The organism is Palleronia aestuarii, from assembly GCF_003253995.1.
Taxonomy (GTDB): Bacteria; Pseudomonadota; Alphaproteobacteria; order Rhodobacterales; family Rhodobacteraceae; genus Palleronia; species Palleronia aestuarii.
The window spans coordinates 124,406-149,076 of sequence record NZ_QKZL01000004.1 but is presented as its reverse complement, the minus strand read 5'-3'; the positions used below and the strand labels follow the sequence as shown (position 1 = coordinate 149,076).

Here is a 24,671-nt window from a genome sequence, read left to right as displayed (position 1 = left end):
GTCGGAGGGGCGGGGATGACGGCGGGGCCCGAGATCCTCCATGATCGGCTTCCCGCGGATGCCGTCGCCTTTGCCCTTCCCGGCACGCGTCCGATGCCGGAGGGCGATTGGCTGCGGATCGACGAGGCGTTCCACGCGCAGATGGTACTGCGAACGCAGCTCATCGCATTGCGTCGCGAGGACGTGATCGCCCTCGATCCGAGGGCAATTCCGGCGGCGTCGGAGCTTCTCGACCTCGTGGTGGCCGAACTCGTCCTCCGGCATGGATACCGGCGGAAGGGTGACGAGATCTGGCGTCCGGACGGCGTCGTCCTTCGCCTCGACCCGGATGATCCACTGGGAAGCATCGGTCATCTGTGTCAGGAGGATTTCTGCCTGCTGCTGCCGGGCGAGACAGGGCATGTCCTTTGCGGCGCCGTGCTCTGCTTCCCGTCGAGCTGGATGCTTTCGGAGAAGATGGGGCGCGATCTGACCAGCATTCACGGGCCGGTTGCCGATTACGACGGGGCCATGGCGCGCCGGGTCCAGCGGCTTTTCGACGGCGTGAAGGTCGGGCATCCCCTGGTCCGGTTCAACCGCCTCCCCCAGGCGCGCGGCGCACTCTACCAGCCGAAGAGCGACAGGCTTCCCCGGCGCGATCATCACCCGTCCTTGCCGTTCCTCAGATCCGAACGGCAGGTCCTCCTCCGGCTGCCCACGACGCGGGCAGTCGTCTTTTCCATCCATACCTATCTTGCGCGTTCGGCGGCCTGAGCGGTCCTGCAGCCGCCGCGGAAACGTTCAGGCGAGGTAGGAGGGCCTGACTTCGCTCGCGGGAGCGACGAACCGGTACGGCATGTCCCGCAGCGCGCCCCAGGTGAAATCGACCGGGGGCAGGGTCTGCATCGTCGGATGCCAGTGGATATTCGCGAGAGCGAAGCGTCCCGCGACGCGGCGGCTCAGCAGGAAACAGATCTGGCGGGCCGTTTCGTGCGGGCAGATCGCATCGATATCCATGGTCGCGGTGACGTATCCGTCGCCTTCCGACAGGATCGTCAGTTTCCCGTGGTCGGTCTCGAACTCGACGCGGTCGCCGCGCATCGCGATGTCCTGGCGCAGTATCTTCACATCGGCCTGTCCCAGGCACGTCGTGACGATGGTCGAAAGCGCCCAGAAATCCGGGGCCGCTCCGACGGTGAATTGCCACGATACGGAAATCGAACGTGGTGAACTCATGTTGGGATCCTTCCTCTCGAATGGTCAGGTGCCTGAAATCGACCGAGCCTCGCGAGGGCAAATTACCGAAAACTTTGCAAACAATATGGCGGTGCCGGTCACCAATCCGGCTAAACGTCGTAAATTTTTTCTTATCGCTTAAGATAAACAGAAACACCGTCACGACTACTATCACAAGATTCGTCGATTCCAGCGATCATTATGTTCGCCGAACGAGCCGCAAAAGAAAAGGGCGCCGTTGGCGCCCTGATCCGAAAGCTCGAACTGCCCGTCAGCAGCTGTAGTACATCTTGAACTCCATCGGGTGCGGGCAGTGCTCGTAGGCATAGATCTCTTCCCACTTGAGATCCATGTAGCCCTCGATCTGGTCGCGTGTGAACACGTCGCCCGCGGTCAGGAAGTCCATGTCGGCCTCGAGCTCGGTCAGCGCCTCGCGCAGCGAGTGGCACACGGTCGGAATGTCCGCGAGCTCCTCGGGCGGGAGATCGTAGAGGTCCTTGTCCATCGCCTCGCCCGGGTGGGTCTTGTTCTTGATCCCGTCGAGGCCGGCCATCAGCAGGGCGGAGAAGCAGAGATAGGGGTTGGCCGCCGGGTCGGGGAAGCGGGCCTCGACGCGCTTGGCCTTCGGGCTTTCCGCCCACGGGATCCGGACGCAGCCCGAGCGGTTGCGCGCGGAATAGGCGCGCAGCACCGGCGCCTCGAAGCCCGGGATCAGGCGCTTGTAGGAGTTCGTCGTGGGGTTCGTGAAGGCGTTCAGCGCCTTGGCGTGCTTCAGGATCCCGCCGATGTAGAAGAGCGCCTCGTCGGAGAGATCGGCGTACTTGTCACCCGCGAAGAGCGGCTTGCCGTCCTTCCAGATCGACATGTTGACGTGCATGCCGGTGCCGTTGTCACCCGAGATCGGCTTCGGCATGAAGGTCGCCGACTTGCCGTAGGCGTGCGCCACGTTCTGGATGATGTACTTGTACTTCTGGATCTCGTCGGCCTGCTTCGTCAGCGTATCGAAGATGAGGCCCAGCTCGTGCTGGCAGGACGCGACCTCGTGGTGGTGCTTGTCGACCTTCATGCCGATGCGCTTCATCGTCGACAGCATCTCAGAGCGGAGGTCCTGCGCGTCGTCAACGGGGTTCACCGGGAAGTAGCCGCCCTTGATGCCGGGGCGGTGGCCCATGTTGCCCATCTCGAAGGCGCGATCGGAGTTCCAGGCGCCGTCCTGCGCATCGACCTCGTAGGCGACCTTGTTCATGCTGACCTGGTAGCGCACGTCGTCGAAGAGGAAGAATTCCGCCTCGGGACCCATGAACGCCTGATCGCCGATGCCGGAGGATTTCAGGTATTCCTCGGCGTTGCGGGCCGTGCCGCGAGGATCGCGGTCATAGCGTTCCATCGTGTCGGGCTCGAACACGGTGCAGTGTACGGCGAGCGTCTTCTCGGCGTAGAACGGGTCCATGTAGGCGGAGCCGGCGTCGGGCATCAGCTTCATGTCGGACTGGTCGATCGATTTCCAGCCGGCGATGGAGGAGCCGTCGAACATGAAGCCCTCCTCGAGGAAGTCTTCGTCGACCTGGTCGGACATCACCGTCACGTGCTGCAGCTTGCCGCGGGGGTCGGTGAAGCGGATGTCGACGTATTCGACCTCCTCGTCCTTGATGGTCTTCAGCATGTCCGAGTTGCTCATGGATTCCTCTCTCTTCGTGTGATGTGACGTGACGGGCCGCGCTCAGATCGCGTCGGGCCCGGTCTCTCCGGTCCGGATACGGATAGCCTGCTCGACGGGAGAGACGAAAATCTTGCCGTCGCCGATCTTGTCGGTCTTCGCCGCGCGGACGATCGCCTCGATCGCGCCGTCGACCTGAGCGTCGTCGATCACCACCTCGATCTTCACCTTCGGCAGGAAGTCGACGACGTATTCGGCGCCGCGATAGAGTTCCGTGTGCCCCTTCTGGCGACCGAACCCCTTTACCTCGAGCACGCTCAGTCCCTGAACGCCGATCTCCTGAAGGGCCTCCTTCACCTCGTCGAGTTTGAAAGGCTTGATGATCGCCTCGATCTTCTTCATTGGGCCGATTCCTCCGGGTCCGGTTATGTTGCGTGAGACCATGCCATGCCGGGGCCTGCAACGCGACAGGGGCCTCGGTTCACGGGCGGTCGGGGAGAGTTCTTAATAACGCTCATTTCTTCATCAACGTGCTGTCCGCGCAGGCGAACTGCAAACGCTTTTTTGCGATCGTTCCGAACCTGCACCGCCCTTGTGCAGCGCAGGCTGCGATCGCATCCTCTGAGGGCTGATCGCGCACAAGGAGAAAAGGAGAGATCGTGGCGGACCTACTGACCTCCGAGCAGATGCGCGCCGTCGAGCGCGACGCGATCGACCGTGGCGCCGTGACGGGGCTCGAATTGATGGAGCGCGCGGGACGTGCAGCGGTGGACGCGATCTTCGCGGAATGGCCGGAGCTGGAGCGCGGGGGGCGACATGCCCTGATCCTCTGCGGACCCGGCAACAACGGCGGCGACGGATTCGTCGTGGCGCGGCTTCTCGCGGAGCGTCACTGGATGGTGCGGACCTGCTTCTACGGCAATCCCGACACCCTGCCGCCCGATGCCCGCACGGCTTTCGACAGGTGGGAGAAGGTCCGTCGTCATCCGACACTGGGCCTCCCCGACCTGGGAACGGCAGCTACGTCGGACTGCGACCTCATCGTGGACGCTCTCTTCGGGATTGGCTTATCGCGTCCCCTGGAAGACGATCTCCAATCGGCGCTGAATAAGCTTGATACCCAGCATTCCGAAGGGGTCATCCCCCGCGTCGCGCTCGACATCGTGTCGGGACTCTGCGCAGATTCGGGCCGACCGCTGAGCGAGGACGCCGATACCGACACGGATCACCTCAGGTCGCGGCATAACCTGACGGTGGCTTTCCACGCCGCGAAGCCGGGGCACTACCTGAGCGAAGGGCCTGATTGGTGCGGCAAGATTCGCGTCGTCGATATCGGACTGGGCCTGAACCTCCACCGCCCGGAAGGGACCATCGGCCTCGCCGGCACGGACTTTGCGTTCCGCCTCCTGAAAGGCAACCGTCGGGACGCGATGCCGCGCGCGCACAAGTACGATTACGGACACGCGCTCGTCCTCTCCGGGGGCGTGGGGCGCGGGGGTGCGGCGCGGATGGCTGCGCGGGGCGCGCTCCGTGTCGGGGCCGGGCTGGTGACGGTGGGCTGCCCGCCCGCCGCGCTGATCGAGAACGCGGCGCGGCTCGACGCGATCATGCTGCGTCCCGTCCGTGACGCGGAGGCGCTGCTCGATCTGCTGAGCGATGCGCGGATCAACGCGGTCGCGATCGGCCCCGGATTGGGCACCGCGGAGAGGGAAGCGCACCTCGTCGACGCGGTCCTCGGAACCCTTTCGCCAGGCGGTCGCGGCGCGCGCTCGGTCGTCCTCGACGGCGACGCGCTAACGCTGCTCTCGAAGTGCGAGGCTCCCTTTGCGCTGCTGACGGAGCGTTGCGTCCTCACGCCCCATGCCGGCGAGTTCGCGCGCCTCTTTCCCGACATTGCCGGGCGCTTGGGCGAGACGCCGAGGAACGGTCCGGCCTATTCGAAGGTGGATGCCGTCCGCGAGGCCGCCGCGCGGGCGAGATGCGTCGTTCTTCTCAAGGGCCCCGATACCGTCATCGCCGATGCGGCGGGCAATGCGGTCGTGAACGCCGCCGCCTACGAGCGTTACGCGCCGTGGCTGGCGACGGCGGGGTCGGGCGACGTGCTGGCGGGCTTCGTCGCGGGGCTGCTGGCGCGCGGCTTCCCGCCAATGGACGCCGCGGCGAAGGGGGCCTGGCTGCACATCGAATGCGCGCTGGCATTCGGGCCCGGTCTCGTCGCGGAGGATCTGCCGGAGCAGCTCCCGTCGGTCTTCGCGCGCCTTGCCGGCAACGTCGAATGATCCGGGTTACGATTGACCCTGCGACGGGCTGATCCGCGCAAGCGCTTCGACCTTCCCGCGCGCGGCCCCTGAATCGAGGCTCTCGCGCGCCATTTCGACACCCGCGGGAAGCGTCTCCGCGCGGCCCGACACGACCAGCGCGGCGGCGGCGTTGAGGAGCACCGCGTCGCGGAAGGCGCCGGTGGCGCCGTCGAGCAGGGCGCGGAAGGCGCGGCCGTTCTCCTCCGGTGTGCCGCCCATGATCGCCTCGAAGGGATGCTCGGGCAGGCCGGCGTCTTCCGGGGCGATCTCCGTCTCCGTGACCTCGCCACCGGCGAGACGGACGACGCGGGTGGGCCCGGCGATGGAGATCTCGTCGGTCCCGTCCGACCCGTGGACGAGCCAGGCCCGTTCCGTCCCGAGCTGGCCCAGCGTCTCCGCCATCGGGCGCAGCACCTCGGCGGAGAACGCGCCGGTGAGCTGGTAGCGGACCCCTGCGGGATTGGTGAGCGGTCCGAGGATGTTGAAGATCGTCCGCGTGCCGAGTTCGGTCCGCGCGGGCATCACATGCGCCATGACGGGATGGTGCATGGGCGCCATCATGAAGCCGATCCCGACCTCCGCGAGCGCGCGTTCGACGACATCGGGCCCGACCATCACGTCGATCCCCATCTGTCCCAACGCGTCCGCCGCGCCGGATTTCGACGACAGGTTGCGGTTGCCGTGCTTGGCCACGACCACGCCCGCGCCCGCCACCACGAAGGCGGTGGCCGTGGAGATGTTGAGCGTGCCCTTTCCGTCGCCGCCGGTGCCGACGATATCCATCGCGCCCTCGGGCGCCCGGACGGGACGGCAGCGCGCCCGCATCGCCGCCGCGGCGGCGGCATATTCCGAAACCGCCTCCCCACGGGTTCGGAGCGTCATCAGGAGGCCGCCGATCTGGCTCGGCGTGGCTTCCCCGTCGAAGAGGATGCCGAATGCCCGTTCCGCCTCGTCGCGGGTGAGCGGACGGTCGATCGCGGCGGCGATGAGCGGCTTCAGATCGCCGCTCATGCCGGAACCGCCGCGCGGTCGAGGAAGGTCTTGAGCATCTCGCGGCCGTGTTCGGAGCGGATCGATTCGGGATGAAACTGCACCCCCTCGATGGGCAAGTCACGATGGGCGAGCCCCATGATCGTCCCATCCTCGAGTTCCGCCGTCACCTCCAGCGCGTCGGGCAGGGTCGCGCGCTCCACCACGAGGCTATGGTAGCGGGTCGCCGAGAGCGGTGAGGGAAGCCCCGCGAAGACGCCTTGGCCCTGGTGCCGGATCGCGCCCGCCTTGCCGTGAACGATCTCCGTGTGACGCAGGACCCGGCCGCCGAAGGCCTGCCCGATCGCCTGATGGCCGAGACAGACGCCGAGCAGGGGCACGCGGGCCTCCGCCGCCGCCGCGACGAGACCGAGACATATCCCCGCGCGGTCGGGATCGCAGGGCCCGGGCGAGAGCAGAATGGCCGAGGGCCGGAGCGCCATCGCCTCCGCGACGCTCAGCGCGTCGTTGCGGCGCACCTCCACTTCCGCCCCGAGCTCGCCGACGTAATGAACAAGGTTCCAGGTGAAGCTGTCGTAATTGTCGATGAGCAGAAGCACGTCCGGCAGTCCCTTCATTGGCCGCTGATCGGGGGTGATCCCGTGTCGCGGACGCGCTATACATGCGCAAAGGCGCGGTAAAGCGTCAAGCGCGACCAAGTCGCGCCATCGAGGAGAGCAGGTGTGATGCGAGGATTCGGGGCAGGTCTGGCCTGGGGCGGCGGCATGTCGGCGGTGGGTCTGCTCGTTGCCCTGCAGATCGCGGGCCCGCCGAAGGAGACGCTTCCGGCCCCCGTGGTGGGCGATGTCGAGATCGCGGCCGCGCCGCAAGCCGCGGGAGAGACCCGGCAGGAGGGCGGCGACTTCCCCGCCGCGGAGCGCGCGGGCCCGGGGATGTCGAACGCCGTCCATCTCGAGGCCGTCGTGGAAGCGGAGGAGGAGACGGCACTCCCTCCGCCCACCGATCGCCCCGAGATCGAAGACGGCGACGAGGTGGCGTTCGAGGGCCCGGATCCTGCCGCCCGGGCTGCGGCGCCCACCACACCGGAGGACCGCGCAATCACCGTGGCCGTACCTCCCGCCATCGCTTCGCCCGCCGCGCCGCCTTCGAGCCCGCCTGTCGCGGCCTCTCTTTCCGGTCCGGATATCGCGCCCAGGGGGTTTGCGGACCGGTCCGCCACGGACGCGACCGGGTCGGGGACGCTTGGCGCACCGTCGCGCCTGTCGCGTCCGGCCTCGGATCGGGGTGGCGCGGTGCCCGCGCTGCCGGGACCGATCCCGCCGAGGGAGGCGGCGGCCTCTCGCCGGGACGCGACGCGACCGGTCCCGCTGCCTGTCGTGGCCGAACTTTCGCCACGCGCGGCGATCCCGCCCTTGCCGGGAGAAACGGAGGCCGCGGCGGTGCTCCTCGCGCAGCTCGGACGCGGCGAACCCGGCGATCCGCTGCTCGATGGTGCGGAGCGTTTGCGCGCACGGCGCAGCGAGGAGACGGGCGATCCGCGCCCCGTTCCCCCGTCCGGGACTGGATCGGAGGCCCAGCAAGGCGGCTTGCCGGACCTCGACCGGGAGAGCCGTCCCGCCGCGATCCGCGCCGCGGGGATGGCGTCGGATGCCCCGGCGCTTAAGCGCTTCGCGGTGCCGTTCGACGCGGATGCCGACATGCCGCAGCTCTCGCTTATCGTCCTCGATTCCGAGGCGATGCCGATGGACCTGCCGCCTGACGTGACGATCGGCATCGACGCCGCGGCGCCCGATGCCGAAGCCCGGTCGGAGGCCTACCGGCAGGCGGGCCACGAGATCGTCCTCGTTCCCGCCATCGCGCCCGGCGCTACACCGGGCGACGCGGAGGTAGGATTGATGGCGAGCCTGCGCCGGGTGCCGGAGGCTGTCGCTGTGATGTCCGATCCAGACGGTCGCCTCCAGGACAACCGCGCCGCCTCCGCACAGGTGGTCGCCCGGATCGAGGAGACGGGGCACGGCCTCGTGACCCTCCCGCGCGGCCTCGATCGCGCCCGACGGCTGGCCGAAAGTCTCGGGGTCGCGAGCGGCACCGCCTATCGCGTGATCGGGGGGCCGGGCGAGGATGACATCGCGATCACCCGCGCGATCGAACAGGCGGCCCTGCGCGCGCGCCAATCCTCTCCCGTCATCCTCGTCCTGCGCGGCCGGCCCGAAACGCTCGCGGCAGTCACGGCGTGGCGCGAAGGGGCGGGGGCCGCGGGCATCGCGATCGCGCCCCTCTCGGCCGCGCTCGACGGCGGGGCATCCTGAGCGTCGCCCCGTCCATCGGGGGGAGGGGCGACACGTCGCCGCGCGGCACGGCGCTTCGCGGTCTCACCGCGCTGATCGGGGCTTGCACGATCTGGGGCCTGTCGCCGCTTTACTACGCCGCGCTCTCGCATGTCCCGGCCGCGGAAGTGATGGCCCACCGCATCCTCTGGTCCGCGGTCTTCTTCGGAGCGATCGTCGCGCTGCAAGGTCGGATCGGTTCCGTCCTCGCACTTCTCGGGGCGCGGGCGCTGCGGGTCCGCCTCGTGGCATCGACGGTCTTCGTGTCGAGCAACTGGTTCCTCTTCATCTGGGCGGTGCAGTCCGGGCGGACGGTGGAATCGAGCCTGGGATATTACATCGCGCCGCTGATGGCCGTGATCGTCGGACGGGTCTATTTCGGCGAGCGGCTATCTTCCCTGCGCTGGACGGCCACGGCGCTCGCGGCGCTTGGCGTAATGATCCTGGCCGCGTGGCTTGGCGCCCCGCCTTGGGTCAGCCTCGCGATCGCGTTGACCTTCACGCTCTACGGTGTGGCGAAGCGGGGCCTCGATGCGCCCGCCCTGATCTCGGTCCTGGCCGAAGTGCTGCTCCTCGCGCCCATCGCGCTCTTCTGGATCGCGGTGATGGTGCCGGGAAAAGGAGCGATGGTCGATCCGGTCGATGCGGGGCTTCTTCTCCTGAGCGGCCCACTCACGGCGCTGCCGCTCATCCTTTTCTCCTACGCGTCGCGCCGCATGACGCTCGCAACCCTCGGAGTGGTTGGCTATCTCAACCCGACGCTCCAGTTCGTGGGCGCGGTCACGATCCTGGGCGAGCCGGTGACGGCGGTCCATCTCCTGGCCTTCGGTCTCATCTGGACGGCGCTCGCGCTCTATTCCGCGGCGGCGTTCCGGCGGGAGCGCCGCACCGGCGGGGACATCGCCGCGCGCGAGAAAGTGGCGACGGACCCACCGCCGCCCTAGGATACACTCCATCCGCCACAAGGGAGCCACGATGGCCCGAACCGAACCCGACCAGAACGAGGCACGGGGCCTCTCCGTCGTGCTGCGCGTCGCGCCCTATCTCTGGCCCGCGGACGAGCCCTGGGTGAAGCGCCGCGTCGTCGGCGCGGTCCTCGCGCTCGTCACGGCAAAGCTCGTCGCCGTCGTCACGCCGTTCTTCTACAAGGCGGCGGTCGACGCGCTCACGGGCGAGACGAGCGGCGAAGGCTGGGTGCTCGCGGTGGGGGCGGTCGGGCTGACCGTCGCCTATGGATTGTCGCGGCTCCTGAACGTGGGGTTCCAGCAGCTTCGCGACGTGGTCTTCGCCGCCGTGGGGCAGCGGGCGCTCCGCGCGATCGCGCTCGAGACCTTCACCCATATCCACCAGCTCAGCCTGCGCTACCACATTCAGCGGCGCACCGGCGGGCTCAGCCGGATCGTGGAGCGCGGGATCAGGGGGGTGGAGTTCCTCCTGCGATTCCTGCTCTTCTCCATCGGCCCGCTGGTTCTCGAGCTTCTCCTGATCGCCGGCGTGCTCGCCTGGCTCTTCGACGTCTGGTACCTCGTCGTGGTCTTCGCGACGATCGCCGGCTACGTCGCCTTCACCTTCGTCGTGACCGAATGGCGGGTGAAGATCCGCAGGGAGATGAACGCGCAGGATACAGACGCGACGCAGAAGGCGATCGACAGCCTGCTGAACTTCGAGACGGTCAAGTATTTCGGAGCGGAGAAGCGGGAGGCCGCGCGCTACGACCAGGCGATGGAGCGCTACGTCGCCGCGTCGCTCAAGACCTCATATTCGCTGGCCTTTCTCAATTTCGGCCAGGCGCTCCTCATCACAGGGGGGCTCGTGGGCGTCATGGTGATGGCGGCGATGGGCGTGCAATCGGGGGCGCTGACGACGGGCGATTTCGTCATGGTCAACGCCTACATGATCCAGATCACCATGCCGCTCAATTTCCTCGGCACCGTCTACCGCGAGATCCGGCAATCCCTGATCGACATGGCGCAGATGTTCGGCCTTCTGGAACAGCCGGCGGAGGTGCGCGACCGCGAGGGGGCGAAGCCCATCGCGATTACCGGTGGGCGCGTGGAATTCGACGACGTCCATTTCGACTACGCCCCCGACCGTCCGATCCTGAAGGGCGTTTCCCTCACCGTTCCGGCGGGTGGCACGACCGCCATCGTGGGGTCGTCCGGCGCTGGCAAATCGACGCTCGGCCGGCTGCTCTTCCGGTTCTACGACGTGACGGGGGGCGCGATCCGGATCGACGGGCAGGACGTTCGCGACGTGACGCAGGAGAGCCTGCATGCGCAGATCGGCGTGGTGCCGCAGGACACGGTCCTCTTCAACGACACGATCCTCTACAACATCGCCTATGGACGCCCGGAGGCCAGCCGGGCGGAGATCGAAGCCGCGGCGCGGGCCGCGCGGATCCATGATTTCGTCGCGGGTCTTCCCGAGGGGTACGAGACGCAGGTGGGCGAGCGGGGCCTGAAGCTCTCGGGCGGGGAAAAGCAGCGGGTCGGAATCGCGCGCACGCTTCTCAAGGATCCGCCGATCCTGCTTCTCGACGAGGCCACGAGCGCGCTCGACAGCGAGACGGAATCGGCGATCCAGGAACAGCTCCGCGCGCTGGGGCGCGGACGCACCACGCTCGTCATCGCGCATCGCCTCTCCACCATCGCCGATGCCGACGAGATCGTGGTGCTCGAGGACGGGCGCATCGTTGAGCGGGGCGGGCACGACCGGCTTCTCGAGCGGGGCGGGCGCTATGCCATGCTGTGGTATCGCCAGAAGACGGAGGCGGAGGAGGCCGCCTGATTGGCCTGGCTAGAGGTCATTCGGCGGCGCGCAGGGGTTTGGCCGTGACGGGGTTCTGCCCCTCGTCGGTGTCCCAGATGATCTCCGGCGCACCCGCTCGCCGGGCCTTCCGACCCAGTGCGCGATCCTCGCGGATCGAGCGGTTCGCGAGCCCGGAAAGACCGCGCATTCCGCGATAGGCGCCTTCCGCGATCCAGACCCGCAACGCCAGCGCCGACGGCGTGAAGATCAGGGTGAGGACCGTGGCGATGCCGAGGCCGAAGACGACGGCGGTGGCGAGCTGCTTCCACCAGAGCGCGGTGGGGCTGTCGATGGAATAGCCGCCCGCGATGAAATCGAGCGAGAGGCCGAACATCATCGGCGCGAGGCCCGCCATGGTGGTGATCGTGGTCAGGAGCACGGGACGGATCCGGTCCTCCGCCGTCCGGACGATCGCTTCGATCCGGGGCATGTAGGCGGAATATTCCTGGTAGGTGTCGATGAGCACGATGTTGTTGTTCACGACGATGCCCGCGAGCGCGACGATGCCCGTACCGGTCATGATGATTGAGAACGGTTGGGCCATCACCAGCATTCCGATCAGGCACCCCGCCGTGCTCAGCACCACGGCGACGAGGACCAGCACGGAATTGTAGAGCGAATTGAACTGCGCGAGGAGGATGATGAACATGAGCCCCAGCGCGCCCAGGAACGCCTTCTGCAGGAAGGCCTGGCTCTCGGCCTGTTCTTCCTGATCGCCGGTCCAGGTGAAGGCGATCCCGGCCGGGAGAGGGTTTTCCGTCTCGAGCCAGTCGGTGAGAAGCGCGATCCTCTCATTGGGATTGACGGGCTGCAGGGAGAGCGTGCCCGCGTCGAGCCCCTGCTGCAAGGCGGCCGGGTCCTCGTCTCCCGTGATATCCACGAGCGAGAACGTCGTGTCGTCCCGCGTGATGCGTGGTCCCTCGGGCGGCGGGGCGCCATCGGGTACCGCCCGCAGAACGGCGGCGGTTGTCCCGTCGCCGTCGACGAGCTTCTGCAGGTTCGGGGCGACGTCGGCCCGCACGTCGAAGAAGCGCTCCTGATCGGCGCGATCGATCTGGCCGAGCGACGGGACGGGCCTCCGGGTGACGAAGTTCGAGAGCGGAACGAGGCCTTCTGCGGTCCGCACCTTCAGCGTATCGAGTGTGGAGAGGACGCGGTCCGCCTCGGGCAGCCGCACGCGGATGTCGATCTCCTCGTCGGAACTGTCGACCCGCATCGTGTCGAGAAGGAGGCCGCGGGTGACGAGTTGCACCATGCCGCCCACGGTCGCCACGTCGGCCCCGAACTGACCGGCCTTCTGGACGTCGACATCGAGCTCCCAGTCGATGCCGGGCAGGGGCGTCGTGTCGTCGATATCGACGAGGCCGGGCGTCGCCTCGAACTTCGCACGGGCGATGCCGGCCGCCTCCTGCAGACCGACCCAATCCCGGCCCGTCAGGCGCAAATGCAGATCCTTGCCGCTCGAGGGGCCCATGGCGAGGTTCAGGATCTCCGTCTGGATCCCCGGGAGGCGGGCAAGCTTCCGCTCGATGCGGTCGAGCACCACGTTGCCGTCGAGCGTCGAGGGATCGAGGCCGTTGCGCCGGGCGTAACCCGGTCGGTCCTCCCAGGCGACGAGTTCGATCTGGACCTGCCCGACCGTGTCGAGCGGCGCGTCGCTGCCGCCGATATTGGAATCGAGACCTCCCTCTCCCGCGAAGGCGAAGGCCGAGGCGACGCCGTCGGTATCAAGCGCGATCTCCTCCGCGTCGCGCAGGAGGGCGTCCTTCTCGTCGAGCGAGAGATTGCCGCGGGCGCGGACGTATATCAGCGCCTGTTCCGGTTCGCTCTCGACGAAGAATTCCACGCCGTTGTTGTTCTGACCGTAATAGACGAACGTGCCCACGACGAAGCCCGCGACAGCCAGGATAGAGACGACGGGCATCACCGGATTGCCGGCGATGAGACGGATCACTCGCCCGAAGAGGGTCGTCCGGCGCCCCGACGTCACGACGCTCTCTCCGCCATGCCTCGAGATCGATCCCATCGCGATGGCCGTGAGGAACGCGCCGCCGATGAAGAGTGCCGCCCCGAGCGCCGGCCCAAGCGATTGCGGTGCGCCATCGGGCAGGAGGTAGCCGCCGTTGAGCGACTGCATCGCGCCCAGGAAGACGAGATAGGCCGAGACCGGGACGAGGACCGCGCGGAGGATCCACGGGCAGGTGGCCCGGAGGAATGCCGACGCCCGCTCGAAGGAGCGGCTCATCCGTCCGGCCACGCCGCCCATCACCGGCAGGTAGATGAGGGCCACGACGAGGCTCGCCGAGAGCACGAAGATCAGCGTGACGGGGAGCATTCCCATGAACTCGCCCGGCACGCCGGGCCAGAAGAGCATCGGCAGGAACGCGCAGAGGGTGGTCGCCGTGGAACTCACGATCGGCCAGAACATCCGCTTCGCGGCCTCGGTGAAGGCGGACATCGGTCCCGCCCCCTCGGAGATCCGGCGATCGGCGTATTCGACCACCACGATGGCGCCGTCCACGAGCATGCCGACGGCGAGGATCAGGCCGAACATCACGATGTTTGAGATGGTGATCCCCATCGCGCCGAGAAGGATGAAGCAGAGCAGGAACGAAGTCGGGATCGCGAAACCCACGAGGAGCGCGGAGCGGATGCCGAGGGCGGCGAGTACCACGATCATCACAAGCGCGATCGCCGTCAGGACGGAGCCCTCGAGCTGTCGGACCATGCTGTCGACGGTGCGGGACTGGTCGTTCGACGTGCCGACCTCGATCGCGTCCTGAAGCTCCGGCGGCCATTCGGCTTCAGCAGCGGCAATCTCCTCGCGGACGAGGGCGGCCGTGTCGATGAGGTTGTAGCCCTTGCGCTTGACGACCTGCAGCGCGACCGTCGACTCCCCGTTGAAGCGCGCGGTCCCCTGCCGGTCCTCGAAGGTCAGGCGGATATCGGCAAGCTCCCCGAGCGTCACCACGCGGTCCCCGTTCACCTTGACGGGCAGGTCGTAGATGTCCCGTTGATCGTCGAAAGAGGAGGGGATCTTGACCGCGAAGGCGCCCTGCGCGGTCTCGACCTCTCCGGCCGCGATGAGCTGGTTGTTGTTCTGGACCGTCTGGATGAGTTCGGCCGCGGTGACGTTGTAGGCCTCGAGCCGCAGCGGATCGATGACGACCTCCACCATCTCGTCGCGATGCCCGGCGAGCCCCGCCTCGAGCACGGGCTCGAGCGCCTCGAGCCGGTCCTGCAGATCGGTCGCCACGCGCAGGAGCGTGCGCTCGGGGATGTCACCGGTCAGGTTGACGATGATGATCGGGAATTCGGAGAAGTTGATTTCGTTGATCGAGTATTGCTCCGCCCCGTCAGGAAAGCTCGCCTCCGCATTGCTCATGGCGTCGCGGACATCGGCGAGGATCTTTGTCTTGTCCCAGCCGAACTCGAATTCGAGCGCGATCCCGGCATAGCCCTCCGCCGCCGTCGCGATCATCGAGCTCAGCCCGTCCAGATCGCTGAGCTCCGTCTCCATCGGCCGGACAAGGAGCGTCTCGCTATCCTCGGCCGAAATGCCCGGGAATGGCACGGAGACGAAGAGCGCCGGGATCTCGATATCGGGCTCGCCCTCCTTGGGAAGGCCGGTGTAGCTGAGCCAGCCCACGGCGAGCGAGAGGACGATGAAGGCCAGTACCATGCGGGCATGGCGGCCGGCCCAGTCGACGATCCCGGTCACGGAGCGGCCTCCCGGAGCGTGACGTCGACGGGCGTTCCGTCATTGACGTATTCCTGGCCCACGACGATCACCCGCACCCTGTCGTCGAGCCCGGCGACGTAGACGCCTTCCGGCGCATCGCGCAGCAGACGAACGGGCGCGAAACGAGCCGTGTCGTCGGGCAGCGCAAGCCGGACCCCCAGATCGCCCGCATCGTCGAGCGTCAGAGCCGATTGCGGCAGGAGATGGCCGGCGATCCCCTGTCCCGAAATGGCGATCTCCGCGGTCTGGCCGTCGCGGATGCGCTGATCCGGGTTCGGCACCTCGATCTCGGTGCGGAAGGTCCGGGTCTCCGGATCGGCCGCGCGGGAGAGGAACGTGACCGTGCCCGCGACCTCCTGTCCGCTGGCGAGACGTGCACCGGCGGGCGCGCCGACCTCGACCCGGTCGACCGCCGTCTCGGGCACGAAGCCCACGAGCTTAATCGGGTCGAGCTGGATCACGGTGGCGCAATGCGTGCCGGGCTGCATCAGCGCTCCGAGCTCGGCCGTGTCGGATTCGAGAAGTCCCGCGAAGGGTGCGTGGATGCGCAGCCGTTCGAGTTCCGCTTCCGCCCCCGCGACGGCCGCCTCCGCCGCCTGGACACCCGCACCGACGGATTCCACGCCGGATTTTGCCGATGCGATACCGGCAAGCGCCGATTCGACCGCCGCGTCGGAGGAGACGACGCGGGTCTGGGACGCGAATCCGCCCTCGCTGAGCCGTGAGGCGGCATTCTGCTCGATCCGCGCCTCCTTGAGACGCGCCTCCGCCTCGACGACGCGCGCTTCGGCCTCCGGGCGCTGGGCGCGCGCCTCGCTCAGACGGGCGCGTGCTTCTGCGAGCGCCACCTCGCGCGTGCCGGGATCGAGTTCGCAGAGCAGATCGCCCGCCTCGACGAAACTGCCCTTCGACAGGGGAGACGAGACGATCCGGCCGCTCGTCTCGGCCATGACGTCGACCTGGCGGCGCGATTCCGTGCGGCCCCGCAGTGTGATCATGTTGTCGATCTCGCGCGCCTCCGAAACGATCGCGACCACCGATACGGAGCGCCGATCCTCCGTCGCCTGAGCTTGCGCCTCTGCTGCTTCCGGAGCCGCCGCCGCGTCCATGCCCGCGAAGTCCTGCACCCGGCCGCGCTCGAAGACCAGGAGATACAGGCTTGCGGCCACGATCAGGGCCGTGAGGAGGGAGACGATACGCATCTTGGGATCCCGCTGGTTCTGAGCATCGCTGGGCCGCTGGTGCGAGCGGCATCTAATCATATGGTGCGCGTCGTGTAAGCCCCGAAACTGAACGAACTGGTTCAGTCACGCGATTGGCAAGCCACGTCATCAGGGGTGAGCCCGGATCGCGGGGATCTCGCCCTTGGCATCGCGCCCCCGCGCAGGATAAGAGGGCGCGAGGACGGAGGTATTTCGTGAGCGACACCGATAGTTTCATCAGCGAGGTCTCCGACGAGCTGCGCCGCGATCGCCTCTTCTACGTCATCCGGCGCTATGGCTGGATCGCGATCGCGATCGTCGTGATCCTGGTCGGCGCGGCGGCCTTGTGGGAATACCGCCGGGCGCAGCAGCAGGCTTCCGCGGAGGAGTTCGGGGACGCGATCGTTGCGGCGCTCGATCTGCCCTCGCCGGAGGCGCGGCGCGCGGCGCTTCTCGATATCGACGCGGAGGGCACGCGGCGCGCGCTCCTCGCGATGCTCGCGGCCGACACGCTCGAGACCCCGGAGGCGGAGGCGCAGACGGCGGAGCTTCTTGACACGCTCGCCGCGGATGCCGACATGCCGCCGCTCTACCGCGATCTGGCGGTCCTCAAATCGGTGATGCTCGCGCAGGGCGAGGCGGCGCCGCAGGACCTCATCGACCGGCTCGAGCCGCTGACGATCCCCGGCGCGCCCTACCGGCTTCTCGCGCTGGAGCAGACCGCACTGGCGGAGCTCGCCGCAGGCGACCGCGAGGCGTCGCTTGCCATCCTGCAGGACATCCTGGGCGACCCGGAACTGACGCGTGATCTCGCCACGCGGACGCGGCAACTCGTCGTGGCGCTCGGCGGCACGCTGGAGGCGGCGTGACGATCCGCGCCCGTCGGTTCGCGGGGCGACTGTTCGGGGCACTGCTGCCGCTCGCCCTTCTTGCCGCCTGCGGCGGAGAGGACGTGATCCTGCCCGGCGAACGGCTCGACCTGCGCGAGGACCGGGTGACGGCCCAGGCGCAGGTGGATCGGGCATTGCCGATTTCGCTGCCCGCGGCGCTTATGCGGGATGCCTGGACCCACCGGGCGAGCGATGCGGCCCACGACATCCCCCATGCGGCACTGTCGCCCTTGCCCCGGCCCATCTTCTCCGTGCCGATCGGACAGGGTGAGAACCGCCGCCATCGCATTAGCGCTGATCCCGTCGTCGCCGACGGGCGCGTCTTCACCGTCGACAGCCGCGCGCGCGTCACGGCGCACGGAACGGACGGTCGGACGCTCTGGTCGGTCGATCTCACGCCGCCGGGCGATCCCGGCGACGCCTCGGGCGCCGGTCTCGCGGTCGAGGGGGGGCGGCTCTTCGTCTCGACGGCGTTCGGCGATCTCGTGGCGCTCGACCCGGCGACGGGCCGGCGCTTCTGGGCCCAGGATCTCGGCGCCGCCGCGGCGGGCGCGCCCACCGTCTCGGGCGGCATCGTCTACGTCGTCGCGCGCGATGCGACCGCCTGGGCCATCGACGTGGCGAACGGCCGCGTGCGCTGGACCGAGCAGGGCACGCCCAGCCTCAACGGCGTCGTCGGCGGCGCGGCGCCCGCGATTTCGGGCGAGATGATCGTCCTGCCCTTCGCGAGCCGCGAACTCGCGGGCGTCCTCCGGCAGGGGGGAACCCGGCTCTGGACCGCCAATGTCGCGGGGACGCGACTTGGGGAGGTTTATGCCACGATCGGCGACATTTCCGGGGATCCGGTGATTGAGGGCGGCCGCGTCTATGCGGGCAACCCCTCGGGCCGGACGGCCGCCTTCGACCTGCGGTCGGGGGAGCAGATCTGGTCCGCGCGAGATGGCGCGATGTCGCCCGTCCTCGTCGCGGGCGGCTCCGTCTTCTCGGTCAGCGATCAGGCGGAACTCCTGCGGCTCGACGCGGCGACGGGCGAGCGCATCTGGGGCACGGAACTGCCCTATCTCGTTCCGTCGCGTCTGAGCCGGCGCCGCGGCGTCGTCACCCATTACGGCCCGATCCTCGCGGGCGGCCGCCTCTGGGTCGCGTCGGGCGATGGCCGTCTGCGCGCGTTCTCCCCGCAATCGGGCGCGTTGCTGGCGGAGATCGAATTGCCGGGTGGCGCGGCGACGAACCCGGTCGTGGCGGGCGGAGCCCTTTATGTCGTGTCGCAAGACGGTCAGCTTCTGGCTTTCCGCTAGGCCGCAAATCGTATAGGGCGCTCATCTCACGCGGATCGGGGGCGTCATGAGCTTTACACTCGCCATCGTCGGACGGCCGAATGTCGGCAAGTCGACGCTCTTCAACCGGCTCGTCGGCAAGCGCCTCGCGCTCGTCGACGACCAGCCGGGCGTCACGCGCGACCTGCGCGAGGGCGCGGCGCGGCTGGGCGACCTGCGCTTCACGGTGATCGACACGGCCGGGCTCGAGGACGCGACGGACGCCTCGCTGCAGGGTCGCATGCGGCGGCTCACCGAGCGGGCCGTGGAGATGGCCGATATCTGCCTCTTCCTCATCGACGCGCGGGCGGGCGTGACGCCCGTCGACGAAACCGTGGCCGACATCCTGCGCCGTCGCGGCGGGCAGGTGATCCTCGCCGCCAACAAGTCCGAGGGCCGTGCCGCGGATGCGGGTGTCATCGAGGCCTATTCGCTGGGCTTCGGAGAGCCGGTGCGGATGTCGGCCGAACACGGCGAGGGGCTGAACGACCTGCTGTCCCAGCTCATGCCGATCGCCGATGCATATGCCGAGCGGGAACGGAGCGATCGCAGCGAGGCGCCGGAGACCGACATCGACGTCGATGCGGATGCGGAGCCCGACGCGCCGCGCATCCCGACCCGCGAGCGGCCGCTCCAGATCGCCGTGGTGGGCCGGCCCAATGCGGGCAAGTCGACACTCGTCAACGCTCTTCTGGGCGAGGACCGTCTCCTCACGGGGCCGGAGGCCGGGATCACCCGCGACGCCATCTCCGTCACGATGGAATGGGGCGGCGTGCCCGTGCGGATCTTCGATACCGCGGGGATGCGCAAGAAGGCGAAGGTGCAGGAGAAGCTCGAGAAGCTCAGCGTGTCGGACGGGCTGCGCGCGGTGAAGTTCGCGGAGGTGGTGATCGTCCTCCTCGATGCCGCGATCCCTTTCGAGAGCCAGGATCTCAGGATCGCCGATCTCGCGGAGCGGGAAGGTCGGGCCGTCGTCATCGCCGTCAACAAGTGGGACGCCGAAGAGGACAAGTCCCGCAAGATCATCGAGCTGCGCGAGGCGTGCGAGAGATTGCTCCCGCAGCTACGCGGTTTGCGCCTCGTGACGGTGTCCGCGCTGACCGGCAAGGGGCTCGACCGGCTCCGCGAGACGGTGATCGGGGCGCACGACGTCTGGAACCGCCGGGTGACGACCGCGAAGCTCAACCAGTGGCTCTCGGGCATGGTCGAGGCGCATCCGCCGCCCGCGCCGGGTGGCCGCCGGATCAAGCTGCGTTACATGACGCAGGCCAAGACGCGTCCGCCGGGATTCGTCGTCATGTGCTCCAATCCGGAGAAGATGAGCGACAGCTACACACGCTATCTCGTCAACGGCCTGCGGGAGACGTTTGACATGCCGGGGACGCCGATCCGCCTGTGGATGCGGTCTCAGGCCGAGCAGAACCCCTATCGCAACCGGACGAAATCCACGCCCTCGCGGCTGAGGAAACATCTCGGCAAGGGGCGCGCCGACGAGCGGTGAGCACCGTTCAGGGACGCAGGAAAGCCCGGACGGCGCGGACCGCCATGATCGTGCTGGCAGCCGCGGCGAGGCAAAGAACGTAGAGGGATTCGTCCCAGTTCTGCGCTGCGATGCCCGCGAAGGCCCAGCCGAGTGCCACGGGGAGCGCGGCCGAGCGGCGGGCCCGCATCAGCTGGAAGCCGAGGATCACGGCGAGAACGAGCGCAAGGGCCGCGGCGACCACCTCTCCCGTCAGGCCGTATCCTGCCGCGAGAAGCCCGAGCGAGACGGCGGAGGCGGCGAGAAGCCAGCCCGCGTAGAGGCCGAGCGGCCATAGGGCGACGAGCCGTTCGGAGGGCGCGCGGATATAGGCGAGCACCGCCGTTCCCAGCATCACGAGGATCAGGACCGTCGCCCAGACGGGCGAGGCGTTGGCCACGGGGATCCAGGCCGCGCCCACGGCAAGGCTCACCGTCAGGGGCAATCGTGCCGCCCGCCACTCCGGAGCGTTCCGGCGGATCGTGGCGCCGATCGCGGTATGAGCGAGAAGGGCGAGATAGATCACCCCCCAGATCGCGAAGGCCCATCCCGCGGGCTGGACCGGCGGGTCGTCCTGCGGCACGGGGAAAGCCTGCGGATCGAAGCCGCCGAAACTGCCGGAGACGATCGGGGAGAGGACGAAGGCCAGCGCGGCCAGGAGGGGAAGGTAAGCCATCCGCGCCGGTGTGACCCAAGGCGGCGCGCTTGGCAATCCGCTCGGCGCGCAGCGGCGTCTCCGTTACCCCTGCAGCACGGATTTGAGCGGTGTGCCTTCCCGCATGGAGGGCGCGCTGCGGTCGGGCTGGAGCTCCGCGCGGATGCGGGGCAGCGCCTCGGGATGGGTTTCCTGCAGCCAGCCCAGTAGCCGCTCGCGCACGTCGCAGCGAAGCTCCCAGGCGGTGGGCGAGTTCCGGGCGCTCATCAGCGCGCGGATCTGGACGCTTTCGCGGTCGGCCTCGATCACCTGGAGGTTCACGACGTCGCCGTCCCAGAACCGCGAGGTCTTCACCGTCTCCATCACCTTCTCGCGGATCGCGCCCATCGGCGCGGTATAGTCGAGATGGAGTGTGACGGCGCCGATGATCTGGCCGCTGTCACGGGTCCAGTTCTCGAAGGGTTGCTCGATGAAATACGACAGCGGCACGATCATCCGCCTCAGATCCCAGATGCGGACCACCACGTAAGTCGCTGCAATCTCTTCGATCCATCCCCATTCGCCTTCGACGATCACCACGTCGTCGAGGCGGATGGGCTGGGTCAGGGCGATCTGGATTCCGGCGATGAGGTTGGCGAGGACGGGGCGGGCGGCGAAGCCCAGGACGAGGCCCGCGGCGCCGGCGGAGGCGAAGAGGGAGACGCCGAATTGCCGCACGGAATCGAAGGTCGAGAGAACCAGCCCGGCGGTCAGGACGCCGACGATGATCCGTCCGAGACGCTGGATCATGCGGATCTGCGTGGCCTGGGAGCGGGCGCCGGAATTGATCTCGTCGGCCTCGAAGTTCAGCCGGGCGAGGAAGCGATCGCAGGACACGTCGATGGCAAGGCTGACGATCCAGCCCGCGATGACGATGAGAAGTGCGACGGCGGCATGGCTGAGCCCCGCCCGCCATTCGGAGGGGAGCCCCGCGACGTTGACGAGCAATCCGATCGCGAGGACCAGGAAAAATAGGCGTGACGGGCGCTTGAGACGCCGGACGAGGGAGGGCAGGAGGCCCGACCGGCCGCGCACGATCCGCAGGACCGCCCGCCAGAGGAAGCGGTGGACGGCGATGGCGGCCAGCGCTCCGACACTGACGATGAGCCATGGCCAGACGGGTTCGGGCACCTGTGCGGCGACGGGGGCGATCGCGGTCTCGACCTGTTCGAGGGGGTCCATGCGGGTCTCCGGGCGGCTTCGGTCGGGCGCGAGTTAGGCATGGCCCCGCGCCCTTCAAGTGACCCACCCGTTCACGATGCCGCGGTGCGGCATGACTGCGCGGAATTCGTGCGCCCCTCCGCCGACTGCCCGCGCAACGAGCTTAACGTGGACGGGGGAGGCGTATGGTTAACGTGCACGGCACGTACACCGGGCGTGCAGCCAGTGTCCCGCAGGTGTGCATCCCATGTGCATCGGCTGTGCATACGACGTACACGGGGTGTGCACAGGGGGGGGTGAAGAGGTGAACGGGGAGGTCGGTGAACCGCACTAATAACGGATGTCAAACGAGAGGTCAGATCCTAAGAATTCTATGCGTTAATAACATGGACGTAGCCGGAATTTCTAAAACTTTTGCAGGCCATCAAATCGAATTACGGTGTGGCGTATCAGTCCATTATTGCGGCGAAGCGCTCGGCGCGCGAGATCAACCAATTCCACCATTTCGGTAGTTCAAGGCTAGGAAGGTTCAAATGCTCATAATGCTCGCTTAGAGTCTCTGCCGGTGCGCTTTTCACACGGTCCCATACCTCGGCGCGCGTGGGAACTTTCATTCCACAAACTTCGAGATGTTCAGTATCGTTTTCGAGCGAAGGGTCGAATGCGACATTGAGTTCATGGATGTCTTGCATCATCCCGCAGGAATCGTTCAGCTCCCACGTGGTTGCACCAATAATGACGGCTATTCCGAATATAGGAATGGCCTCCGCCGGAATTGTTGCAAGGTTGCGGCCCGCTGCTACGGTCGTGCGTCGCGACATACGACGGGCAAAATCCGAGACGGCATCCTTGGTCGTCCGTATCGAGCCGCGATATCGAACTGTCTCAAGGTCTGATATTTTTCGTGTAAGGCGATCATTTTGTCCGCTTAAATCCGATATGGAGCGCCTCTGCCGATCCATCTCCTGTCTCGCCTGCGCCAGTTCTCCAGATTGCGACGCAACCTGTCGTTTTGAGGCCTCCAAGCGGCTGGTTTGCTGTTGATACTGCTTTTTAACCGATTTTAATTTTTTATCTTGTTCGACCAGTTTGGCTTGGGCTTTTTTCAGCTTGGTGGCATTTGCATCCGCGACAGTTGATAGACCCGCCCGTGCGAGAATCGACCCAGCCGCCGCGGCTATCCCGGTTGCGGTAAGAGTAGCGACGTTCAGCATGAGCATCATTATCACGACTACGATAAGAGTAGAGAACCTCATCGTGAGGCGAGCGCTCAAGAACGCCAGAGCTTTTAAGAAACGATATGGAACCTGTGAGAAAGTTTTCGGTGACTTCCTGAGCGATCCGCCCAATACACTGAAAAACATGCCGAGTCCCACCAACCATTGGACGTTCCACGAAACCGTGTTGGCGGGTACAGTATTCAACCAAGTTCAATATTGGGTTACTTTCAGTAGAAGTAACCTTCAGGTTCTAGGACCTTTCGAGAAGATAAGGAACAAATTGCAGACTTTGCAGGTAAATATCACGGCAATTTGGCTGCGCCTCCCATATACCCCCGCAACGCCTCCGGCAGCACCACGGACCCGTCCGCCTGCTGTCCGTTCTCCAGAACCGCGATGAGCGCCCGTCCGACCGCCAGCCCCGATCCGTTCAGCGTATGGACGAAGTCGGGCTTGCCGCCGCCTGTCGGGCGGAAGCGGGCGGTCATGCGGCGGGACTGGAAGGCGCCGCAGGTGGAGACGGAGGAGATCTCGCGGTAGGTGTCCTGCCCGGGTAGCCAGACCTCGATGTCGAAGGTGCGGCGGGCGCCGAAGCCCGTGTCGCCGGAGCAGAGCTTGATCGTTCGGTAGGGCAGCTCCAGCCGCTCCAGGATGCCCTCGGCGCAGGCGAGCATCCGGAGCTGCTCGTCGTCGGAGGCGTCGGGGTGGGTGACGGAGACCATCTCCACCTTCTCGAACTGGTGCTGGCGCAGCATCCCGGCGGTGTCCTTGCCCGCGGATCCCGCCTCCGAGCGGAAGCAGAGCGTGTGGGCGACGTAGCGGCGGGGGAGATAATCCGCGTCAAGCGTCTCACCCGCGACGATGTTGGTGAGCGTGACCTCCGCCGTGGGGATGAGCCACCAGCCGTTCGTGGTGCGGTAGCTGTCCTCCGCGAATTTCGGCAGCTGCCCGGTGCCGAGCATCGCCTCGTCGCGCACGAGGACGGGGGTGATCGTCTCCGTCAGGCCGTTCTCGGTCGTGTGGATGTCGAGCATGAACTGCGCCAGTGCGCGGTGGAGGCGGGCGATGGGGCCGGAAAGGAGCGCGAAGCGGGAGCCCGAGAGCTTGGCCGCCGTCTCGAAATCGAGGCCCGCGGCGGCGGGGAGCTCGTAATGCTCCTTCGGGGCGAAATCGAGCTTCGGCGGGTCGAGATGGCGCTTGATCTCCACGTTGCCGCTCTCGTCCGCGCCGTCGGGCACGTCGGGGGCGAGCACGTTCGGGAGCTGCATCAGGAGGTCGGTGAGCTCCGCGTCGAGGTCGCGGGCGGCGGCCTCCTGCGTGGCGAGCTCCGACTTGGTGGCGGCGATCTCCGCGCGGAGCTGCTCGAACCGGGCCTCGTCGCCCTTGGCCTTGGCCCGGCCCACCTCCTTCGAGGCGGCGTTCTGCGCGGCCTTCGCGGTCTCCGCCGCGTGGATGGCGGCGCGCCTGCGTGCGTCGAGCTCGAGCAGGGGGGCGGAGGCACCCTCGATGCCGCGCCGGGCCATGGCGGCGTCGAAGCCTTCGGGATCGTCGCGAATGAGGCGGATGTCGTGCATGGCGGGCTCCGGTTGGCTTTTGGCCCCCGATAGGCCATCGCGCGGCGCGAATGAAG

Annotated in this window: 19 protein-coding genes; 8 read left to right on the top strand and 11 right to left on the bottom strand. The window is 67.5% G+C overall.

Annotation, left to right across the window (positions count from 1 at the left end):
- Window positions 1-15: 15 nt before the first annotated feature.
- The gene (locus LX81_RS06585) at window positions 16-753 is read left to right on the top strand and encodes a heme-dependent oxidative N-demethylase family protein (protein ID WP_111536506.1); all 738 of its coding nucleotides are present in this window, start codon (window positions 16-18) and stop codon (window positions 751-753) included.
- A 27-nt stretch (window positions 754-780) separates the two neighbouring features.
- On the opposite strand, the gene LX81_RS06580 is transcribed toward LX81_RS06585, so the two are convergent.
- From LX81_RS06580 to LX81_RS06570, 3 genes are all read right to left on the bottom strand, one after another.
- The gene (locus LX81_RS06580) at window positions 781-1,215 is read right to left on the bottom strand and encodes a hypothetical protein (protein WP_111536505.1); all 435 of its coding nucleotides are present in this window, start codon (window positions 1,213-1,215) and stop codon (window positions 781-783) included.
- A gap of 271 nt (window positions 1,216-1,486) precedes the next feature.
- Window positions 1,487-2,893, bottom strand: a complete 1,407-nt coding sequence (gene glnA / locus LX81_RS06575; RefSeq protein WP_111536504.1) for a type I glutamate--ammonia ligase — start codon at window positions 2,891-2,893, stop codon at window positions 1,487-1,489.
- A gap of 42 nt (window positions 2,894-2,935) precedes the next feature.
- Window positions 2,936-3,274 carry a P-II family nitrogen regulator gene (locus tag LX81_RS06570; RefSeq protein WP_111536503.1) on the bottom strand — a complete coding sequence of 113 codons (339 nt, stop codon included), beginning with the start codon at window positions 3,272-3,274 and terminating at the stop codon, window positions 2,936-2,938.
- Between the two features lie 257 nt (window positions 3,275-3,531).
- Between LX81_RS06570 and LX81_RS06565 the strand changes: the two genes are divergently transcribed.
- Window positions 3,532-5,151: an NAD(P)H-hydrate dehydratase gene (locus LX81_RS06565; RefSeq protein ID WP_234822514.1), complete on the top strand. Its 1,620-nt coding sequence runs from the start codon at window positions 3,532-3,534 to the stop codon at window positions 5,149-5,151.
- A gap of 6 nt (window positions 5,152-5,157) precedes the next feature.
- On the opposite strand, the gene trpD is transcribed toward LX81_RS06565, so the two are convergent.
- Together trpD and LX81_RS06555 are read right to left on the bottom strand one after the other, a co-directional pair.
- Window positions 5,158-6,183 (bottom strand): anthranilate phosphoribosyltransferase, encoded by a 1,026-nt coding sequence (gene trpD, locus LX81_RS06560; RefSeq protein ID WP_111536502.1) that lies wholly within the window; start codon window positions 6,181-6,183, stop codon window positions 5,158-5,160.
- A complete protein-coding gene (locus LX81_RS06555; RefSeq protein WP_111536710.1) occupies window positions 6,180-6,761 on the bottom strand; it encodes an anthranilate synthase component II in 582 nt (193 codons plus the stop codon). The genes trpD and LX81_RS06555 overlap by 4 nt, the downstream gene beginning before the upstream one ends.
- Before the next feature lie 126 nt (window positions 6,762-6,887).
- On the opposite strand from LX81_RS06555, the gene LX81_RS06550 reads away from it, so the two are divergent.
- Genes LX81_RS06550 through LX81_RS06540 form a run of 3 tightly spaced genes read left to right on the top strand, consistent with a single transcriptional unit; the run spans window position 6,888 to window position 11,276 of the window.
- The gene (locus LX81_RS06550) at window positions 6,888-8,471 is read left to right on the top strand and encodes a divergent polysaccharide deacetylase family protein (RefSeq protein ID WP_111536501.1); all 1,584 of its coding nucleotides are present in this window, start codon (window positions 6,888-6,890) and stop codon (window positions 8,469-8,471) included.
- Window positions 8,396-9,433 carry an EamA family transporter RarD gene (gene rarD, locus LX81_RS06545; protein ID WP_234822513.1) on the top strand — a complete coding sequence of 346 codons (1,038 nt, stop codon included), beginning with the start codon at window positions 8,396-8,398 and terminating at the stop codon, window positions 9,431-9,433. The genes LX81_RS06550 and rarD overlap by 76 nt, the downstream gene beginning before the upstream one ends.
- Before the next feature lie 31 nt (window positions 9,434-9,464).
- Complete coding sequence (locus LX81_RS06540) at window positions 9,465-11,276, top strand: ABCB family ABC transporter ATP-binding protein/permease (RefSeq protein ID WP_111536500.1); 1,812 nt, start codon at window positions 9,465-9,467, stop codon at window positions 11,274-11,276.
- 16 nt (window positions 11,277-11,292) lie between these two features.
- Here LX81_RS06540 and LX81_RS06535 read toward each other — a convergent pair whose 3' ends face one another.
- A complete protein-coding gene (locus LX81_RS06535) occupies window positions 11,293-15,018 on the bottom strand; it encodes an efflux RND transporter permease subunit (protein ID WP_111536499.1) in 3,726 nt (1,241 codons plus the stop codon).
- Window positions 15,015-16,241 carry an efflux RND transporter periplasmic adaptor subunit gene (locus LX81_RS06530; RefSeq protein ID WP_111536498.1) on the bottom strand — a complete coding sequence of 409 codons (1,227 nt, stop codon included), beginning with the start codon at window positions 16,239-16,241 and terminating at the stop codon, window positions 15,015-15,017. Before LX81_RS06530 ends, LX81_RS06535 begins: the two co-directional genes overlap by 4 nt.
- Window positions 16,242-16,456: 215 nt before the next feature.
- Here LX81_RS06530 and LX81_RS06525 point away from each other — a divergent pair, with 215 nt between their 5' ends.
- From LX81_RS06525 to der, 3 genes are read left to right on the top strand one after another with little or no spacing between them, the layout of a single operon-like run.
- Window positions 16,457-17,110 (top strand): tetratricopeptide repeat protein, encoded by a 654-nt coding sequence (locus LX81_RS06525; RefSeq protein WP_111536497.1) that lies wholly within the window; start codon window positions 16,457-16,459, stop codon window positions 17,108-17,110.
- Window positions 17,107-18,429 carry an outer membrane protein assembly factor BamB family protein gene (locus tag LX81_RS06520; protein WP_111536496.1) on the top strand — a complete coding sequence of 441 codons (1,323 nt, stop codon included), beginning with the start codon at window positions 17,107-17,109 and terminating at the stop codon, window positions 18,427-18,429. The genes LX81_RS06525 and LX81_RS06520 overlap by 4 nt, the downstream gene beginning before the upstream one ends.
- Before the next feature lie 46 nt (window positions 18,430-18,475).
- On the top strand, window positions 18,476-19,948 hold the full coding sequence (gene der / locus LX81_RS06515) for a ribosome biogenesis GTPase Der (RefSeq protein WP_111536495.1): 1,473 nt from the start codon (window positions 18,476-18,478) through the stop codon (window positions 19,946-19,948).
- A gap of 7 nt (window positions 19,949-19,955) precedes the next feature.
- On the opposite strand, the gene LX81_RS06510 is transcribed toward der, so the two are convergent.
- From LX81_RS06510 to serS, 4 genes are all read right to left on the bottom strand, one after another.
- A complete protein-coding gene (locus LX81_RS06510) occupies window positions 19,956-20,642 on the bottom strand; it encodes a TspO-related membrane protein (RefSeq protein WP_111536494.1) in 687 nt (228 codons plus the stop codon).
- 63 nt (window positions 20,643-20,705) lie between these two features.
- Complete coding sequence (locus tag LX81_RS06505; protein WP_111536493.1) at window positions 20,706-21,842, bottom strand: mechanosensitive ion channel family protein; 1,137 nt, start codon at window positions 21,840-21,842, stop codon at window positions 20,706-20,708.
- 428 nt (window positions 21,843-22,270) lie between these two features.
- A complete protein-coding gene (locus LX81_RS21870; RefSeq protein WP_211322717.1) occupies window positions 22,271-23,035 on the bottom strand; it encodes a hypothetical protein in 765 nt (254 codons plus the stop codon).
- A 308-nt stretch (window positions 23,036-23,343) separates the two neighbouring features.
- Entirely contained in the window at window positions 23,344-24,615 is a 1,272-nt protein-coding gene (gene serS, locus LX81_RS06500) for a serine--tRNA ligase (RefSeq protein WP_111536492.1), read from the bottom strand.
- Window positions 24,616-24,671 lie beyond the last annotated feature (56 nt).